This window comes from Isoptericola sp. NPDC057391 (genome assembly GCF_042668085.1).
Classification (GTDB): Bacteria; Actinomycetota; Actinomycetes; order Actinomycetales; family Cellulomonadaceae; genus Isoptericola.
On record NZ_JBHVBO010000078.1, the window covers coordinates 1 to 17,877 of the forward strand.

Genomic DNA, 17,877 nt, shown 5'->3' on the forward strand with positions numbered 1-17,877 from the left:
CCGTCGCGGCACGGGGTCGCTTCCCCCGACGGATCGCGTGCTCGAAGGCATGGAGAGCGCGGGTCAGTCGAAGGTGTCGTGCAGGACGACGCCGTCGCGCACCGTCTGCAGGCACACGGGGTCGGGCTCGCCCTCGGACAGGTCGGGCAGCAGCGGTTGGCCGGCGCGCGCCTCGGGGTTCCACGCCGACAGGCGGTCCCCCGGGGCCTGCACGGACAGGGTGTCCGCCCGCCAGACCGCCAGGTGCGCGGGCGCCCCGACGCGCAGCTCGCCCGCCCCGGTGTGGTCCAGGCCGGCGAGCCGCCACCCGCCGCGGGTGTGGGCGCGGAACGCGGCCCGCGCGGAGATGCGCTGCATGGCGTCCTCGTGGGTGAGGGTGGCGCGCACCGCCTGCCACGGGTCCAGCGGGGTGACGGGGGTGTCCGAGCCGAACGCGAGCGGCACGCCCGCTCCGGCGAGGTCGGCGAACGGCGACAGGGTCGACGCGCGCCCCGGGCCCAGTCGGGCGGCGTACATACCGTGGCTTCCACCCCAGGCGGCGTCGAACGCGGGCTGCACCGACAGCGCCACCCCGTACAGCAGCAGTGCGGCCAGGGCGGACGCGTCGACGAACAGGGCGTGCTCGAGGCGGTGGTGGCCCGAGCGCAGCAGGCTCGCGCCGTGCTCGGTGGCGGCCAGCTCGAGCCCGTGGACCACCTCGTCCATGGCGCGGTCGCCGATGACGTGGAACCCGCCCTGCGTGCCGGCGGCGGAGCAGGCGGCCAGGTGGGCGGCGATGTCCTCGGCGGTGAGGAAGAGGCGGCCCGTGGGCTCGGCGCCGCCCGGCGCGGCGAGCAGGTCGCTGTACGGGTGGCGCAGCGCCGCGGTGCGGGAGCCGATCGACCCGTCCGCGCACAGGTCGCCGGCGATGCCGGTGAGGAAGGGCAGCTCGGCGAGCATCTGCCGGGCGTCGTCCGCCGTCGCGCACAGCTCGCCCCGGTACGCCACGACGTGCGGCAGCGCCCCCGCCGGGTCCGCGGTGAGCGCGACGAGCTCCGCGAGCCCCTCGCGGGTGTCCATGTTCGGCTCGGACATCTCGTGCACGCCGACGATGCCGCGGGCCGCGGCGTCCGCGAGGGCCCGCCGGTACGCGCGGGTGCGGCGCGCGGGCGAGACCTGTCGCACGGCGTCGGCCGCGGCGTGGTGGGCGTCGGAGGTGACCATGCCGGACGCCTCCCAGCCCGGGATGCGGTCGATGCCCGCCGCGCGGGCGAAGGACCCGGACACGACGGCGGAGTGGCCGTCGACCCGCGCCGCGTACACGCGGCGACCGCCGCACGCGGCGTCGACCTCGTCCGCCGTGGGGGCGCGCCGCTCGGGCCAGGTCTGCTCGTCCCACCCGAACGCGAGCAGCACCTCCTCGCCGCCCGGGTCGGCGGCGTCGAGCTCGCGCGCGCCGCGGGCGAGGGCGTCCAGCGCCGCGGCGAGCGACGTCACCCCGCCGGCGGCGGTGAGGTCGACGGACTCGGCCGCGAGGCCCGTCTCGAGCAGGTGGACGTGCGCGTCGACGAACCCGGGCGCCACGAGCGCGCCGTCCAGGTCGATCACGCGGTCGGCGCGGGCCGCGAGCCCGGCGGCGGTGTCCTCCGCGCCGAGCCAGGTCACGACGCCGTCGTCGACCAGCAGGGCCTCGGCGAACGGGTCGGCGGGCGAGTGGACGACTCCGTTGCGGTACAGGGTGGACGTCACGGCCTGCACTCTATGGCACCGCCGCGCGCGGGTGCCCACCACACCCCCACACCGGCCGCACGGATTCCTCACATGTGGCCGCCGCCACCCGGGCGGCGTCGGCGCGCGAGACGGTCCGCACGCGCGCCGGCGCCGTCACACGCTGGAGTAGGCGACGACGCCGCGCAGCACCGCGGTCTGCGCCTTGCGGGCCGTGGCCCGCAGCGCGGGGCGCGGGGCGGCCTTCGCCAGCTGGTCCAGCACGTCGAGCACCTGCTTGCACCAGCGCACGAAGTCGCCCGCCGCCACGTCCGTGCCGCGCAGCACCGCGTCGAGGTTCTTGCCCGACGCCCACCGGTGCACCGGCGCCACCAGGCCCAGGTCCAGCGGACCCGTCGCCTCCAGGCGGTGCTCCGCCTCCAGGTCGGTCACCTCCGACCAGGCCCGCGTCGTGGCGTCCAGCGCCTGCGCGAGCCGCCCGTGCGGCCCGCCCGGCACGAACGGCTCCGACGCCTCTTCGCGGCGCCCCGAGTACACGACCGTGGACACGGCGGCTGCCAGTCCGGGCGCGTCCAGGTCGTCCCAGATGCCGCGGCGCAGGCACTCCGCGAGCAGCAGGTCGTCCTCCGCGTACAGGCGGCCCAGCCACCGGCCGTCGTCGGTGACCGCGAGCGTCCCCGGCGCCGCGGCGCCGCTCTCCGGCGAGGTCGAGGCCCCGTCGGTGCGCGCCAGGTAGCCGAGCCTCGTCAGCACGTCGCAGGTGCGGTCGAACGTGCGCGCGATCGACCCCGTGCGCCCCTCGACCCGGCGCACCAGCTGCTCGTGCTCGGCGCGCAGCCGCTCCCACCGCTCCGCCCAGCGCGCGTGGTCGTCGCGGTCCGGGCATGCGTGGCAGGGGTGGGCGCGCAGCGCCGCGCGCAGGCGCTGCAGCTCGGCGTCGGACGCCGCGTCCGAGCGACGCCCGCCCGGGCCGCCGGCAGGGGCCCCGCGCCGGCCGCCGCGACCGGGGTGCCGCCCGGAGCCGCCGTCGCCGGAGAACGCCCCGAGCGCGTTGCGCAGGCTCGAGGCGAGGTCGCGCCGCTGGTCGGGGCGGCGCGGGTTGAACCCCTTGGGGATGCGCACCGTCGCCACCACCTGCACGCCGCCCGGCGCGTCCGCGAGGGTGAGCTTCTTGACCTGCTTCTCCTGGGTGAGCACGGTCGGCCGCGGCCCGTCGAAGCCGCGGTCGTCGCGGCCCGGGTCCAGGACGACGACGTAGCCGCGCCGCCGCCCGGACGGCACCTCGACGACGTCGCCGCGGCGCAGCTTCTCGAAGGACGCGACCGCGTCGGCGCGCCGGGCCCCCGACGCGGCCCGCGACAGCTCCTTCTCGCGGTCCTTGATGGCCCGCCGCAGCCCCATGTACTCGGCGAAGTCGCCCCGGTCGCAGGCCATCGCCTCGGCGTAGCCCTCCATGGCCTCCGCGTGCGCCTGCGCCTGCTTGGCCAGGCCCACCACGCCCCGGTCGGCCTGGAACTGCGCGAAGCTCGTCTCCAGCACGTCGCGCGCCCGCTCCCGGCCCACCTGCCCCACCAGGTTGACCGCCATGTTGTACGTGGGCCGGAAGCTGGAGCGCAGCGGGTACAGGCGCTTGGACGCGAGCCCCGCCAGCGCCACCGGGTCCAGGCCCGTGTGATCGACGACGACGGCGTGCCCCTCGACGTCGATCCCCCGCCGCCCGGCCCGCCCGGTCAGCTGGGTGTACTCCCCCGGCGTCACCGGCTGGTGCGCGGTCCCGTCCCACTTCACCAGCTTCTCCAGCACCACCGACCGGGCCGGCATGTTGATGCCCAGCGCCAGCGTCTCGGTCGCGAAGACGACCTTCACCAGGCCGCGGGAGAACAGCTCCTCCACCGTCTCCTTGAACACCGGCAGCATGCCCGCGTGGTGCGCCGCGATCCCGCGCGACAGCGACTCGGCCCACGCCCAGTACCCGAGCACGTCGAGGTCCTCGGTGGGGATCGTGGCGGTGCGCTCCTCCACGACGCGCCGGATCTGCGCCTCCTCCTCCCCGTTCGTCAGCCGCAGGCCCGCGCGCAGGCACTGCTGCACGGCCCCGTCGCAGCCGGCGCGGGAGAAGATGAAGTAGATCGCGGGCAGCAGGGCGTCCGCGTCCAGGGAGTCCACGACGGCGAACCGCGGCGGCGTGCGGCGGTGCGCCACCGGCCCGCCGGCGCCCGGCCGGTTCCCGCCACGGCCCCGGTACCCACGGTCGCCCCGCCCCCGGTGCCCGTGCCGGCCGTGGCCGGACTCCGCCCGCGCGGACACGCGGAACATCGCCTGCAGGTCGGGGTTGATCGGCGGGTTCGTGCCCGGGTCGGTCGGGTCCACGTGCCCCGCGTACAGGTCCATGAGGCGCGGCACCCCGCGGGGTTCCGGGGCCGAGACGACCACGTGCTGCCACAGCGGCACCGGCCGGCGCTCGCTGACCACCACGGCCGTGTCGCCGCGCACGGTGGCGAGCCAGTCGCCGAACTCCTCCGCGTTGGACACCGTCGCGGACAGGGACACGAGCTGGACGTGGTCGGGCAGGTGGATGATCACCTCCTCCCACACCGGGCCGCGGAACCGGTCCGCGAGGTAGTGCACCTCGTCCATGACGACGTACGCGAGCCCGTCGAGGGCGGACGACCCGGCGTAGAGCATGTTCCGCAGCACCTCGGTGGTCATCACGACCACCGGCGCGCCGGCGTTGATGGACGTGTCCCCGGTGAGCAGGCCGACGTTCGCGGCGCCGTGCCGGGCGACGAGGTCGGTGTACTTCTGGTTGCTCAGCGCCTTGATCGGGGTCGTGTAGAACGCCTTGCCGCCGCGCGCGAGCGCGAGGTGGACGGCGAACTCCCCCACCACCGTCTTGCCGGCGCCGGTGGGCGCAGCGACCAGCACCCCGCGCCCCTCCTCGAGCGCGACGCACGCGTCCACCTGGAACGGGTCGAGCTCGAACCCCACCACCTGGCGGAACAGCCGCAGCTCGCCCTCGGCGTCGGCCCGGTCGCGTGCGCTGCGCGCCCGCGACGCGGCGTACCGCTCGGCGGGGCTGAGGTCGTCGGTACCGGGAGCGGTGCCGTCGGGAGAGCCGGCGCGCGAGCCGGAGCCGGGACGGGAACGGGGAGCCATGCCGTCAGCCTAGGTGCCGTGGCCGCGCGTGCCGTGCGCGACCCCCCTGACCAGCGCCTCAGCGGCGCGTCAGCGCGGTTCCACCAGCACCTGCAGGGCGCGCGCCCGTGCCTCGACGCGCAGCGGAAGGGTGCCCAGCCGCTCGCCGTCCGCGTGCGCGACGGGCAGGGGCCGCTCGCCCGCGACCCACGCGTCGGGGCCGGGCTCGATCGTCACGGCCCGCGCCCGCACGACGTGCACCTTGCGGCGGCGCACGTGCCCGCCGGTGAACATGCTCGGGAAGACGGCGACGGCGCCCGCCCTGGACAGGTCGGTGGCGACCAGCACGTCGAGCAGGCCGTCGTCGAGGGACGCCGCCGGCGCGACGCGGATGCCGCCGCCGATCTGCGGCCCGTTCGCCGCGGTGACCAGGGCGGCGCGGCCCGTCCACGTCGCGGCGCCGGCGGGACCGGGGCGCAGGCGCAGCGTGGCGCTCCCGTCCGCGGCGGGCCGGTCGTCGACGCCGTCGAACGTGAGCCGGTACGACCAGGGGCGGTAGCGCACCAGCTCGAGCGCGGCGGCCACGGTGTAGCGGGCGCTGCCGCGCGGGTGCCGCAGCAGGTTGGCGCGCGCGTTCACCGCGGCGTCGAGCCCGCCCGAGACGGCGCCGGCGACCCACCGCGGGCCGCCGGCGAGCCCGGGCCCGGTGACGAGCGCCGCGTCCACGGCTCGTCGCCCGGCGGCTCCGGCCTCCAGCGCCCGGCACAGCGCGGCGCCCGCCGCCGCGGGGTCGCGCACGGGCAGCCCGAGCGTGGCGGCGAAGTCGTTGCCGGTGCCCACCGGCACGATGCCGAGCGGGACGTCGGTGCCGGCGACGGCCTGGGCGCCGAGGTGCACCATCCCGTCGCCGCCCACGACGACGAGCGCGTCGACGGGCCCGTGCGAGGTGCCGGGCCCGACCGTGCCGTCCACGGCGGCGCGCGCCCGGGCGAGGGCGGCGTCCGCGTCGGCGCCGGTCAGGTCGACGACGTCGTGCCCCGCCCGGCGCAGCCCGGCCAGCACCCCCTCGCCGGCGTACGCGGCGCGCCCCTTGCCCGCGGTCGGGTTCACGACCACGCCGAGGCGCAGCGGGCGGCTCTCTCCGGGGCGGGCTCGCTCGGACCGGCCCCGCTCAGACAGTGGGGGCGACCCTGCGCTTGTCGACGCGCCGGTCGTGCAGGACGCACAACCCGAGCGCGCCGAAGTACAGCACGCAGATCGGCAGGGCCACGAAGATCATCGTCAGCGCGTCGGGGGTCGGCGTCATCACGGCCGCGAACACGAACGCGACGAGCACCGCCCATCGCCAGCCCTTGGCGAGGGTCTCGTGGCGCAGCACCCCGGCCATGTTCAGGCCGACGAGGAACACCGGCGACACGAACGCGATGCCGAACGCCAGCACGAGGCGCATGACGAAGCTCAGGTAGCCCTGCGCGTCGGTGAAGTTCACCGCCCCGTCGGGGACGAACCCGGCGAGGATGTCGACGGCGTGCGGCAGCACCCACCAGGCCAGGGCCGCCCCGCCGAGGAAGAGCGGCACCGCGGCGCCGAGGAACCCGTAGGCGTACCCCTTCTCCCGCTTCGTCAGGCCGGGGGTCACGAAGGCCCACAGCTGGTAGAGCCACCACGGGCACGTCACGATGACGCCGAGGAAGAGCGAGACCTTGACCTTCATGTCGAGCGCCGACGCCATGCCCGTGAAGTTCAGGGCGATCGTCTTGCCCTGCTCCTCCGCGGCCGCCGACAGGGGCGCCTGGAGCGCGGCGAGCAGCGGTTCGTACAGGACCCATCCGGCGGCCGCACCCACGACGAGGCCGCACGCGGCGAGGAAGAGCCGCTTGCGCAGCTCCAGCAGGTGCTCGCGCAGGGGCATGCGCCCCTCGGGGTCCCGGGTGTTTCCGGGCACCGACTACGCCCGCGGCTGCTTCGGGTCGACGAGACCCGGGATCTGCTCGCCGTCGCCCGTGCCCGTGCTCGTGGCATTCGTCGACGTCGACGTCGACGAGGACGTGCTGCCGGCGGGCGGCGTCGTGGTGTCGGCCGGCGGCTCGTTCGAGTCGTTGAGCTTGCCGTCGTCCGTGAGGTCCTTGACCTCCTTCTTGAAGATCTTCAGCGACTGGCCGACGCTGCGCGCCAGGTCAGGGAGCCTGCGCGCCCCGAACAGCAGCAGGATCACGACCACCAGCACGATGATGTGCCAGGGCTTGAGCATGCCCATGAGAATGGCTCCTCGTTCTCGTCCGCCCGTGGGCGGGGTGTGTCGGGGTCAACCCTAGTGGGTTCCCGGTGCCGTGCAGGTGACGTTCGGGTGACGACACCGTCGGACCGGCGTGCCGGGAGACTCTCCGGCCAGGACGGGAAGCCCTTGCACCCGCGAGCGGACCGTCACCCACGGCGTCTCCGTGCATGCCTCCACGGTGGCGTCGTGCCCGCCGACCCGGTGCGCGGGGGCTACCGCCTCCGTGCGGGCGTGCGGGCCCGCAGGTCGGCGTGCGCCGCCTTGTCGGCGGTGCGCGCGGCGAGCCAGCCCTCGGTCTGCCAGCGGCGCCACGTCGCGGACTGGCGCTCGCGGCGGACGGCGGCCCGCTCGGCCCTGAGGCGGCGGCGCTCGGCGACGCGCTCGCGCAGCACGACGGGGTCGTCGAAGAGGGTGGGCGAGGTGTCGGCGCGGTGCGCCTCCGCCTCGGCGACGGCGGCGGAGATGCGCTCGGTCGCGGAGCCGAGCACCTCCCCGGCGCGGGACGCCTCCCGCAGGGCGCGCATCCCCGCGCGCCACAGGTGTCGTCCCAGGAAGAACGCGCCCACGAGGGTCGCGACGACGAGCCCCGCCCAGATCCAGCCCCACATGCCGGTCAGCCTACGGTCTCGTCGGTGGTCTGGCGGGTGGTCGGGTCGGTGGTCTCGTCGGCGCCGGTCGAGGAGTACGCGGCGAGCGCGGCACGGGCGGACTGCGCGACGTCGTGCGCCACGTCGGGCGGGTCGACAGCGACGACGTCGGGCGCGTTGGCGAGCAGCAGGCGCCGCAGCCAGGCCGGGTTCGTGACCCGCAGGCGCACCTCGACGGTGCCGTCGGGCAGGTCGCGCACGGACTCGGCGGGCACCTCCTCGGCGACCCACCGGGCCGCGGACGCGAGCCGCAGCGTGGCCGCGGGCGCACCGCGGTGCGCGACGGACGCCCACACGTCGGCGCCCAGGTCGCCCGCGACGGCGACGTCGCGCTCGGCGACCGGCTCGTCCAGCACCCGCGCGTCGAGGATGCGGTCCACCCGGAAGGTGCGGCGGCCGTCCACCCGCAGGCACCAGCCGACGAGGTACATGGCACCGTCCTGGGTGAGCAGGCGCAGCGGGTCGACGTCGCGCTCGGTGGTGACGTCGGCCGCGTTGACGTAGCGCAGGTGCAGGCGGCGGCCCTCGGCGAGCGCGGAGGTGACGGCGGCGACCACCTGCGGGTCGCCCTCGCCCTCGAGCTGCACGTCGACGGCCCCCGCGGCCTCGCCGGTCGCGGCGGTCAGCTTGTCCAGGGCGGAGGCGACGACGGCGGCCCGGCGCCGGTCCGCCTGCACCGCGGGCGAGGCGTGCATCGCGCGCAGCGCGGCGACGAGCGCCACCGCCTCCCGGGTGCCGAGCCGCAGCGGCCGGGTCATGCCGCGCGCCTGGGTCAGCGTGACGACGCCGTCCTCGAGGGAGAACGCGTCGAAGTCGATGAGGTCGTCCGGCATGTACCCGGGGGTGCCGGACACCCACAGGGCGTCCACGTCCTCACGCACCTGCCGTGGTGTGACCCCGAACCGGTCCGCGAGCTCCTCCACCCGCACCGGTCCCGCGCCGTCGAGGAACGCCACCAGCCCCAGCAGCCGCACCAGCCGGTCGTCGGCCCGCTCAGCCATGCGTCACCTCCCCCGTCGTCTCCCCCGTCGTCCGCTCCGCCGTGCCCTCGCCCGCGGCGTCGAGCCCTGCGGCGGCCTCCAGGCGGCGCAGCACGTCCGCGCGCAGCTGCGCCGGCTCGAGTACCACGACCGCCGGCCCGTACCCCGCCACCTCGTCCGCGAACGCCGACAGGCTGCGGAACTCCACCTCCAGCAGGTCCCGACCGTCGCGCCGCCCGGCCCGCCGGCCGCCGTCCCCGGGGTCACCGCCGTCGGCCGCGGGCACCGCGCGGGCCCGCAGCGCCTGCGCCCGCTCCGGCACCACCGCCAGCCGCGCCCGCTGCAGCGCACCGACCCGCTCGCCGAGCATGGCGTCCACGTCCACCGCGTCGGGCACGTCGAACGCGCCCGGCTGCGACCCCACCCGCACCTTGCCCGAGATCCGCGACAGCCGGAACACCCGCGCCGCTCCCCGCGCCCGGTCGAAGCCCACCAGGTACCAGCCGCTGCCCCGCGCCGCGATACGCCACGGCTCCACGTGCCGCGTCAGCTCCTGCCCCGTGCTCGCGGCCCGGTACCGGAACGACACGTCCCGCCGCTCCGAGACCGCCTCCAGCAGCGGCACGTACGCGTCACCCGCCGCCCGCACCCGCGGCGCCAGCCCGGCCACCGCGTCCACGGCGACCTCCCCGGCGCCCGCCGCCCGCAGCTTCGTCATCGCGCGCGACATGTCCGTGCGCAGCGTCTTGTCCGACCACAGCTGCGCCGCCAGCGCCACCACGCCCAGCTCCGCCGGCGTCAGGTCCACCGCACCCAGCGCGTACGCGTCGTTGTCGATCCGGTACCCGACCTCGTCGCTGTGCCCCCCGCCGTCCACCGTGACGATCGGGATGCCCAGCGCCCGCAACGTGTCCTTGTCCCGCTCGAACATCCGCTCGAACGCCTCCGTCGACGGCGCGTCCCCGTACCCCGCCACCCCCGCGCGCACCTGCTGCTTCGTCATCGACGCGCTCGTGTTCACCAGCGCGATCACGAGGTTCAGGAGACGCTCGGCCGGCGGGGTGCCCCGCGACGACGGCGCGGGATCGACGGGCGTGGCAGCCGGGTCCACGGGGTTCGCAGGCATCGGCACCAACTTAGTCGCCGGTAGCCTCTCGTGGGTGACGACAGCGCCGAACCAGCCCCAGCCCCGCACCCCCAGCGACCGGCACGACACGCCCGCCGTCACCTCGCACGTGACGTGGCGCACCGGCACCGTCACCACCCGCGGCGCCACCTGGACCGGCGCCCGCGAGGTCACCCTCCGCCTCGACACCCCCCTGCCCTCGCGCGACCTCACGACCGCGCCCTGGGAGGTCCGCGGCCTCGCCTACACCGCCCTCGTCGGCGACCCCGACGTCGGCGACCGCCTCCTGCTCAACGTCTCCGCCCTCGCCCGCGGCCTCGGCACCGGCGGGTACGCCCTCGTCGTCGGCCCCGCCGGCGACGCCACCGCCCTGCCCGCCGACCCCCACGCCGGCCCCGGCCACCTCGTCAAGGCCCGCTACACCCCCCTGCAAGCCATGGTCCTCGGCGTCGACGAGCAGGAGTCCACCCACCACGACGCCCTCCGCGACGCCGACGACCTCGCCGGCCTCCCCGTCGTCGTCGCCGACCTGCACTCCGCCCTGCCCGCCGTCGTCGCCGGCGCCCGCCACGCCGCCGACCTCGCCGGACGACCCCACCCCCACGTCGCCTACGTCATGACCGACGGCGGCGCCCTGCCCGCCGCCTTCTCCCGCACCGTCGCCACCCTGCGCGACGCCGGCTGGCTCGACACCACCATCACCGTCGGACAGGCGTTCGGCGGCGACCTCGAGGCCGTCACCGTGCACACCGGCCTCCTCGCCGCCCGCCACGTCGCCGGCGCCGACCTCGTCGTGGTCACCCAGGGACCCGGCAACCTCGGCACCGGCACCCGGTGGGGCTTCTCCGGCGTCGCCGCCGGAGAAGCCGTCAACGCCGCCGCCACCCTCGGCGGACGCCCCGTCGCCTCCCTGCGCGTCTCCGGAGCCGACCCCCGCGACCGCCACCGCGGCGTCTCCCACCACAGCCTCACCGCCTACGGGCGCGTGGCGCTCGCGGCCGCCGACGTCCCGGTCCCGGCCCCCACCGACGACCTCGAGGCCCTGCCCGCCTGGGGTGCCGCGCTCACCCGCCGGGTCCACGACCAGGCCGCCGCCCTCGCCGAAGGCCCCGCCCACCACCGCGTCCTCGACCTCCCCGCCGACGCCGCCCTCCTCGACGCCCTGCGCGGCTCCCCTGCCCGCCTGTCCACCATGGGCCGCTCCCTCGACGGCGACCCCGCGTCCTTCGTCGCCGCCGCCGTCGCCGGCGTCCACGCCACCCGGCTCGCCCACGACCAGCCCCGCACCGCAACCCCTGCCGAGCACCCCACCGAGCGCCCCACCCGATAGCGTCAGCGCATGGCCCCACCGACGCGGACCCGGCGCGACACCGCACGTCGCGCCGTCCTCGCACCCCTCGCCGGGGCCGCCCTCGCCCTCCTCGTCGTGCTCGGCGCCGCCACCGCCACCCCCTGGCAGCTCCGCGTCCCCCGCTTCGCCGTCCCCGACCCCCCTGCCTCCGACCCCGTCCAGCCCCAGCGCCCCGACGAGATCGTCCCCGCCGACCAGCCCCCGCCCTCCGACGACGTCGTCACCTGGATCGTCGTCGCGCTCTCCGTCGCCGGCGCCGCCCTCGTCGCCGTCCTCCTCTGGCTCCTCGCCCGCCGCGTCGTCCGCGCCCTCGCCACCCCCGAGGACGACGACGGCGACGACCTCGCGCCCGGCCACGCCACCACCGCTCCCGCGGCCGACCTCCCCCTGCCCGAGCTCCAGGACGCCGTCGCCACCGCCCTCACCCGCATCGACGGCGCCGCCACCCCCCACGACGCCGTCGTCGCCGCCTGGGTCGCCCTCGAGGACGCCGCCGCCCGCCACGGCACCCGCCGCGACCCCGCGCAGACCCCCACCGAGTTCACCACCCGCCTCCTCACCGGCAACCGCGACGACGGCCGCACCGTCCCCGCCCCCGACGTCGACACCCTCCGCCGCCTCTACCAGCAGGCCCGCTTCACCGACCGCCCCGTCCACCCCGACGCCGTCGACGCCGCCCGCACCGCCCTCGCCCACATCGCCCGCGCCCTCGACCCCGCCCGTCACCCATGACCCGCACCCGACCACCGCGCGCCACGACCCTGCGCGCCCTGCTCACCGTCGGCCTCCCGGCGCTCGCGGCCTGCGCGGCGCTGACCCTCACCGGCGTGCTCGACCTGCTGCACGCCGCCCTGCTCGTCGTCGTGGTCGCCACGGCGATCGCACTGTGGCGACGCCTCGACGACGGCGACGAGGCTCCCTGGCCGGACGTCTCTCGGGACCGTCGTGACGGCGCGCGCAACGACGTCAGCGAGCTGGGCTGGGCCACGTTCACCCGCAGCGGCGCCGTGGGCGACCGCGTGCTGGGCCGGGTGCGGGACCTCGCGGCGGCGCGTCTCGCCGAGCAGGGCGTCGACCTCGCCGCCCCCGACGGCCCGGAGGCCGCCGCGCGCCTCCTCGGCCCCGACGTCGTCGACGGGCTCGTCGGCCGCCGCCCCGTGAGCCGGGTCGAGGTGCACCGCTGGCTCGACGCGATCGACACCGTGCCGGCGGCCCCACCGCAGTCCGGACCGTCACCCTCCCCGTCCCCCGACCGACCCGCAGGAAGGCCCACGAGATGACCGTCGACCCGCCCGCCGGACCCATGGCGAAGATCCCGGCGCACCCCCTGCCCGTCACCGAGGTCGCGGCCCTGGGCCGGCGCGTCCTGGACGAGGTCGGCACGGCCGTCGTCGGCATGCGTGACACGCTCGAGCTCGCCCTGGCCACCGTGCTCGCGGGCGGGCACGTGCTCTTCGAGGACGTGCCGGGGCTCGGCAAGACGCTCGCCGCCCGCTCGCTGGCCACGGCCCTCGGCCTCGACTTCGCGCGCCTCCAGTGCACCCCCGACCTGCTGCCCAGCGACATCACCGGCTCGTCCGTGTTCGACCCGGCGAGCCGCGAGTTCGTCTTCCGGCCCGGCCCCGTGTTCACGGGGCTCTTCCTCGCCGACGAGGTCAACCGCACCCCACCGAAGACGCAGTCCGCGCTGCTCGAGGCGATGGCCGAGCGCCAGGTCTCGGTGGACGGCGCCAGCCGGCCGCTGCCGCGCCCGTTCCACGTCATGGCCACCTCCAACCCCGTGGAGTACGAGGGCACCTACCCGCTCCCGGAGGCCCAGCTCGACCGGTTCATGGTCCGCCTCGAGGTCGGCTACCCCGACCGGGCCCAGGAACGGGACGTGCTGCTGCGCCGCGTCGCCCGGCGCCAGGAGGCGGCACCCGTGCGCCCCGTCGTCGACGCCCCGACCGTCCTCGCCATGCAGGCCGGCGTCGAGACGACCGAGGTGGACCCGGACGTCGCCGGCTACTGCGTCGACCTCGCCGCCGCCACGCGCACCCACGGGGCGCTCGAGGTGGGCGCCTCGCCCCGCGGGTCGCAGAACCTCCTGCTGCTGGCCCGCGCGGTCGCCGTGCTCGAAGGCCGCGACTTCGTGCTGCCGGAGGACGTCAAGCGGGTGGCGGTCCCCGTGCTCGCGCACCGCCTCACCCTCACGCCGACGGCGTGGGCGTCGGCGGTCCGGGCCCAGGACGTCGTCACCGAGCTCCTCGCCGCGGTGCCCGGGCCCGCCACGGTGGGCCGGCGGGGGTGACGTGCGCATGAGCGTGCCCGCCACCCGGGGCGGGGTCCCCGCGGTCTGGCGCCGCAGCCCGCAGGCCGCCGCCGGGCTCGGCGCCGGCGTGCTCGTGCTCGGCCTGGGCCTGCTCGCCGGCCGGGCCGACGTCGCGCTGCTCGGCGTGGCCCCGCTCCTCGGCGCGCTGTGGGCCGGCCGCCCGGGGGCATGGCGCTCGGGGGCGCCGCAGCGGGGCACCGGCGTCGCGCTCGACCCGACCTCCGCCGCCGCCGCGCCCGGCGAGCTCACCGCCGTCCTGCGCCTGGACCCGGCACCCGGGACGGAGCTGCTGCACGCCCGCGTCTCCGCGCCCGGGCACCGCACGGCCGGCGTCGTGGTCGCCGCCGGCCCGCGCGACCTGCCCCTCACCCTGAGCACCGTGCGCACCGGCCCGCAGCGCACCTTCCACGTGGACGCGCGCGGCTACGGCGCCGGCGGGGCGGCGACCGAGGACCCGGTCTCCGTGACCGCGCCCGAGCGGCTGGTGCTCCCCACCGCGATGCCGCTCGGGCGCGTGCCCGTGCCCCGGCGCCTGCGGGGGCTCACGGGCCCGCACACGTCCCGGCGGCTCGGGGACGGCGACGAGCTGCGCGACGTGCACCCCTTCGCGCCCGGCGACCGGCTGCGCCGCATCGACTGGCACACCACCGCCCGGCGCTCGCCCGACCTCGCGACGCTGTACGTCCGGCGCACCTACGCCACCGCCGAGGCGACCGCGGTGCTCGTCGTCGACTCGCGCGACGACGTCGGCCCCGACCTGCGCACCTGGCGCGGCACCGGGCCGCAGCGCGTCGACGAGCCGACGTCCCTCGACCTCGCCCGGCACGCCGCCGCGTCGGTGGCCGGGGCGCTCGTCGCCGCCGGCGACCGGGTCGGCGTGGACGACCTCGGCCGGCGCCGCCGCCCGCTCCCGCCCGCCGCGGGCCGCCGACACCTGCGCCGCGTGCTGCACGCGCTCGCGCTGAGCAGCCCGGTCGGCGCCCCCGAACGCCGGCTGCGTGCGCCGCAGGTGCCCGCGGACGCCGTCGTGTACCTGTTCAGCACGGTGCTCGACGACGAGCCGCTCGCCCTCGTGCGGGCGTGGCGCGCCGTCGGGCACCCCGTCGTCCTGGTCGACACGCTGCCCGACGTGCGCGGGGCGCGCGAGGAGCACATGCGGCTCGCCTGGCGCGTCACCCGGGCCGAGCGCGACGACCGGCTGCGCCGCATGGCGGCCGAGGGCGTGCCCGTCGTGCGCTGGGCCGGCGACGCACGCCAGGAGGCCGCCCTCCGGTTCGAGGCCTTCGTCCGCGCGGAGGAGCGCCACCGGCGCGGGGCGGTGGGGGCACGATGAGGCGCCCCCTGGCCGCCCGGCTCCGCGCCTGGTGGCGGTCGCGGTACGAGACGGGGCGCCCGCTCCCGGTCGTCCGCGTCGAGGTCGGGCGCAGCCTGCCCGGCGTGGCGCTCCGCACCGCGTTCGTCGTCGCCGTGGCCGCGCTCGTGGTCGCGGCCGGCGTGCGGACGGACCTGATCACCGAGCTGGTTCTCGTGCTCGCGGGCCTCGTCGCCGTCTGGGCCGCGGTCCGCCCGGGACCGGGCCCCGCGCACGTCGCCCTCGTGACCGCGGCCCTCGAGCTGCTCGGCTCCGACGCCGCGCCGTTCGACCCGGCGGTGCTGTGGCTCGCCCCGCTCGGCTACGTCGCGACCCGGCTCGGGTGGTGGGCGTCGCACACGGCTGCGACGGACCGCGTGGAGCTCGAAGCGCTGCGCCACGGGCTGGCGCGCGACGGCGTCGTCGTCGCGGTCGCCCTCGCCGTCGGGGGCGCCGCCTGGGCGCTCTCGGGCCGCCCGGTGTCCTGGCTCGTGGCCCTCGGGGTCGTGGCCCTGGCCGCGCTCGCGTGGATGGCCGTCCGGCGTGACGATGGCGAGGCGCGCTGACCTCACGGCCGCGCCGAGACGACGAGGACGGAGACCCCCCGATGGCTGACCGCAACACCCCGCGCTACACGGTGCCCTCGCTCACCCCCCAGCAGGGAGCGAAGGTGGCCACCATCCTGCAGGAGCGGCTCAACTCCCTGACCGACCTCCACCTGACCCTCAAGCACGTGCACTGGAACGTCGTCGGCCCGCACTTCATCGCGGTGCACGAGATGCTCGACCCGCAGGTCGACGCCGTCCGCGCCATGACCGACGCGGTCGCGGAGCGCATCGCGACCCTCGGCGCCTCCCCCGTGGGCACCCCGGGCGCGCTCGTCGCCGCGCGCACCTGGGACGACTACGCGCTCCATCGCGCCTCCGCGATCGAGCACCTGGGCGCCCTCGACGAGGTCTACCAGGGCGTGATCACCGCGCACCGCAAGGCCGCGAAGGACACCGAGTCCCTCGACGACGTGACGAACGACCTCCTCATAGGTCACCTGCACGAGCTCGAGCTCTTCCACTGGTTCGTCCGCGCTCACCTCGAGAGCGCCGGCGGGGACCTCTCGACCGCGGGCGCCACCACCGAGAAGGCCGCGGCGCAGAAGGCCGCCGAGGGCACCCGGTCGGCGTCCACCCGGAGCACGGGCGCGAAGGCGGCGACGAAGTCTCCCGCCGCCAAGACCGGCAGCGCCAGGGCCACGACCGCGCGGAAGAAGAAGTAGGCGCGGCGCCCCACGTCACCCACCGTCACCCACGCCCGTGCGAGGGGTGTCGTCCGCTCCGGCGGGCGGCACCCCTCCGGCACCACGAGTCCGTGACGCGCATGCCGGGCCGGCCGGCCTGCCCCTGCTCCGGGTGACGTGGCCGTGGCAGCACCCTGGTGATCCAGGGCGCTTGGCACACTATTTTTCCGAGGAGCTCGTCGGGTCCGAGGGCGGCGCCACGTCCCGACCGAGGTCCGGCACGCCCGCGTCCACCCACGCCCGCCGCACCTGCTCGAACCGCGTGGGCAGCGGCGCCCGCACCGCCCCGTAGCGCGCGTTCGTCCGGTGGGCGAAGCGCCGCCACGACAGCACCAGCCCCTGCCGCGTGATCGGCAGCCCGCTCGCGACCGTCGTGCCGTGGTCGTGCGTGTGGTGCACGGTGAGCAGCAGCGCGCGCGGCACCGAGCCCTCCAGCTCGGCGGCGAGCTCCGCGCGCACCACCATCCAGTGCCGCAGGAGCAGCACCACCTCCGGCGGCAGGCGGTGCTCCCGGAGGGTCCGGTGCTTGCCGTGCCGCAGCAGCACCCTCCCCTCCCCCGGGTCCCGCGTGCCCCCGACGCGTCCCCGACGCGCGGCGGCGTCCGGGTCCGGGCCCAGATCCAGGTCCTCCGCCCGCACGCGCAGCAGGTCGCCGTAGCGCGCCCCGGTCGCCCGCGTCAGGCCGGCGATGACGGCGAGGCGGACCACCTCCGGCTTGCCTCCCGGGCGCAGCGCCTCCACGGACAGCTCGCGCCACACCCACTCCGCCTCGTCCAGGGTGACCGTCGGGCGCGGGTAGCGGCCGGCGGGCCCCGCGGCCGGCGCGTCGGCTTCCCGGGCGGGGGTCTCCCTCGTGCTCTGCGTCATGGGCCCATCCTGACGCTTGGCACACTTTTTCTTCGGACGCGGCCCGGCGTGTCACGGCACGTCGTAGCCTCGTGCGGTGAGCCGACCCGACAGCCCCGCCTCCACGACGCACCACGGCGGGCCCCGGGGCGGGCTCCCGGGCACGCTCGCCGCCCCCGTCGACCACGAGCTGATGGTCAAGAAGTCACGCTTCCTGGCGCACCTCGCCCCGGCCCGCACGGTCGAGGAGGCGGACGCCGTCGTCGCCCGCCTCCGCAGGGAGCACTGGGACGCCCGCCACCACTGCGTGGCGCTCGTCGTCGGCACGCACGCCGACCAGCAGCGCTCCTCCGACGACGGCGAGCCCTCCGGCACCGCGGGCGTGCCCATGCTGGAGGTGCTGCGCCGCCGGGAGGTCACCGACGTCGTGGCGGTCGTGACCCGGTACTTCGGCGGAGTCCTGCTCGGCGCCGGCGGCCTGGTGCGGGCCTACTCCGGCGCCGTCGCCGAGGCCCTGGACGTCGCCGCGGCGGAGGGGACGCTGCGCCGGCGCGAGGTGCTCACGGAGGTCACCGTGGACGTCCCGCACGCCGACGCCGGCCGCGTCGACCACCTGCTGCGCGACTGGGCCCACACCCACGGCGCCGTCCTCGAGGAGCCGACGTACGCCGCCGTCGCCCGCCTCGCCCTGCTCGTGCCGCCGGCCGCGCTCCCCCGCCTGCGCGACGACCTGGCCGCCGCCTCCGCCGGCACCCTGACCCCGGTCCCCGGTGCCGACCGCGTCGTCGACCTCCCCGCCTAGCGCTGTGGGTGGGATCGTGGCCCTGTCTCCGCGTCAGGACGGGCCACGATCC

General features: G+C 77.1%; 17 protein-coding genes. 8 read left to right on the forward strand and 9 right to left on the reverse strand.

Going from position 1 to position 17,877, the window contains the following annotated elements:
• Positions 1-63: 63 nt before the first annotated feature.
• The 8 genes from ACFUVW_RS11525 to ACFUVW_RS11560 form a co-directional block, all read right to left on the reverse strand.
• On the reverse strand, positions 64-1,728 hold the full coding sequence (locus ACFUVW_RS11525; RefSeq protein ID WP_430571466.1) for an amidohydrolase: 1,665 nt from the start codon (positions 1,726-1,728) through the stop codon (positions 64-66).
• Positions 1,729-1,863: 135 nt separating this feature from the next.
• A complete protein-coding gene (locus ACFUVW_RS11530) occupies positions 1,864-4,863 on the reverse strand; it encodes a DEAD/DEAH box helicase (RefSeq protein ID WP_430571467.1) in 3,000 nt (999 codons plus the stop codon).
• A 69-nt stretch (positions 4,864-4,932) separates the two neighbouring features.
• On the reverse strand, positions 4,933-5,952 hold the full coding sequence (locus ACFUVW_RS11535) for a diacylglycerol/lipid kinase family protein (protein WP_430571468.1): 1,020 nt from the start codon (positions 5,950-5,952) through the stop codon (positions 4,933-4,935).
• Between the two features lie 61 nt (positions 5,953-6,013).
• Entirely contained in the window at positions 6,014-6,754 is a 741-nt protein-coding gene (tatC, locus tag ACFUVW_RS11540; protein WP_430571469.1) for a twin-arginine translocase subunit TatC, read from the reverse strand.
• Between the two features lie 36 nt (positions 6,755-6,790).
• Positions 6,791-7,099 carry a Sec-independent protein translocase subunit TatA gene (gene tatA, locus ACFUVW_RS11545; RefSeq protein ID WP_430571470.1) on the reverse strand — a complete coding sequence of 103 codons (309 nt, stop codon included), beginning with the start codon at positions 7,097-7,099 and terminating at the stop codon, positions 6,791-6,793.
• A gap of 233 nt (positions 7,100-7,332) precedes the next feature.
• A complete protein-coding gene (locus ACFUVW_RS11550; protein WP_430571471.1) occupies positions 7,333-7,728 on the reverse strand; it encodes a hypothetical protein in 396 nt (131 codons plus the stop codon).
• Positions 7,729-7,733: 5 nt separating this feature from the next.
• Positions 7,734-8,768: a helix-turn-helix transcriptional regulator gene (locus ACFUVW_RS11555; RefSeq protein WP_430571472.1), complete on the reverse strand. Its 1,035-nt coding sequence runs from the start codon at positions 8,766-8,768 to the stop codon at positions 7,734-7,736.
• A complete protein-coding gene (locus tag ACFUVW_RS11560; protein WP_430571473.1) occupies positions 8,761-9,873 on the reverse strand; it encodes a helix-turn-helix transcriptional regulator in 1,113 nt (370 codons plus the stop codon). The genes ACFUVW_RS11555 and ACFUVW_RS11560 overlap by 8 nt, the downstream gene beginning before the upstream one ends.
• 109 nt (positions 9,874-9,982) lie before the next feature.
• On the opposite strand from ACFUVW_RS11560, the gene ACFUVW_RS11565 reads away from it, so the two are divergent.
• Genes ACFUVW_RS11565 through ACFUVW_RS11595 form a run of 7 tightly spaced genes read left to right on the forward strand, consistent with a single transcriptional unit; the run spans position 9,983 to position 16,156 of the window.
• Positions 9,983-11,203: a DUF3866 family protein gene (locus ACFUVW_RS11565; RefSeq protein ID WP_430571481.1), complete on the forward strand. Its 1,221-nt coding sequence runs from the start codon at positions 9,983-9,985 to the stop codon at positions 11,201-11,203.
• A 9-nt stretch (positions 11,204-11,212) separates the two neighbouring features.
• Entirely contained in the window at positions 11,213-11,956 is a 744-nt protein-coding gene (locus ACFUVW_RS11570) for a DUF4129 domain-containing protein (RefSeq protein WP_430571474.1), read from the forward strand.
• Complete coding sequence (locus ACFUVW_RS11575; RefSeq protein ID WP_430571475.1) at positions 11,953-12,504, forward strand: hypothetical protein; 552 nt, start codon at positions 11,953-11,955, stop codon at positions 12,502-12,504. The genes ACFUVW_RS11570 and ACFUVW_RS11575 overlap by 4 nt, the downstream gene beginning before the upstream one ends.
• Entirely contained in the window at positions 12,501-13,514 is a 1,014-nt protein-coding gene (locus tag ACFUVW_RS11580; protein WP_430571476.1) for an AAA family ATPase, read from the forward strand. The genes ACFUVW_RS11575 and ACFUVW_RS11580 overlap by 4 nt, the downstream gene beginning before the upstream one ends.
• Before the next feature lie 7 nt (positions 13,515-13,521).
• Positions 13,522-14,868 carry a DUF58 domain-containing protein gene (locus ACFUVW_RS11585; RefSeq protein WP_430571477.1) on the forward strand — a complete coding sequence of 449 codons (1,347 nt, stop codon included), beginning with the start codon at positions 13,522-13,524 and terminating at the stop codon, positions 14,866-14,868.
• Complete coding sequence (locus ACFUVW_RS11590; RefSeq protein WP_430571478.1) at positions 14,865-15,452, forward strand: hypothetical protein; 588 nt, start codon at positions 14,865-14,867, stop codon at positions 15,450-15,452. Before ACFUVW_RS11585 ends, ACFUVW_RS11590 begins: the two co-directional genes overlap by 4 nt.
• Before the next feature lie 41 nt (positions 15,453-15,493).
• A complete protein-coding gene (locus tag ACFUVW_RS11595; protein ID WP_430571479.1) occupies positions 15,494-16,156 on the forward strand; it encodes a Dps family protein in 663 nt (220 codons plus the stop codon).
• Between the two features lie 180 nt (positions 16,157-16,336).
• On the opposite strand, the gene ACFUVW_RS11600 is transcribed toward ACFUVW_RS11595, so the two are convergent.
• Complete coding sequence (locus ACFUVW_RS11600; RefSeq protein WP_430571480.1) at positions 16,337-17,044, reverse strand: hypothetical protein; 708 nt, start codon at positions 17,042-17,044, stop codon at positions 16,337-16,339.
• Between the two features lie 172 nt (positions 17,045-17,216).
• Between ACFUVW_RS11600 and ACFUVW_RS11605 the strand changes: the two genes are divergently transcribed.
• Entirely contained in the window at positions 17,217-17,825 is a 609-nt protein-coding gene (locus ACFUVW_RS11605; protein WP_430571482.1) for an IMPACT family protein, read from the forward strand.
• Positions 17,826-17,877: the final 52 nt, after the last annotated feature.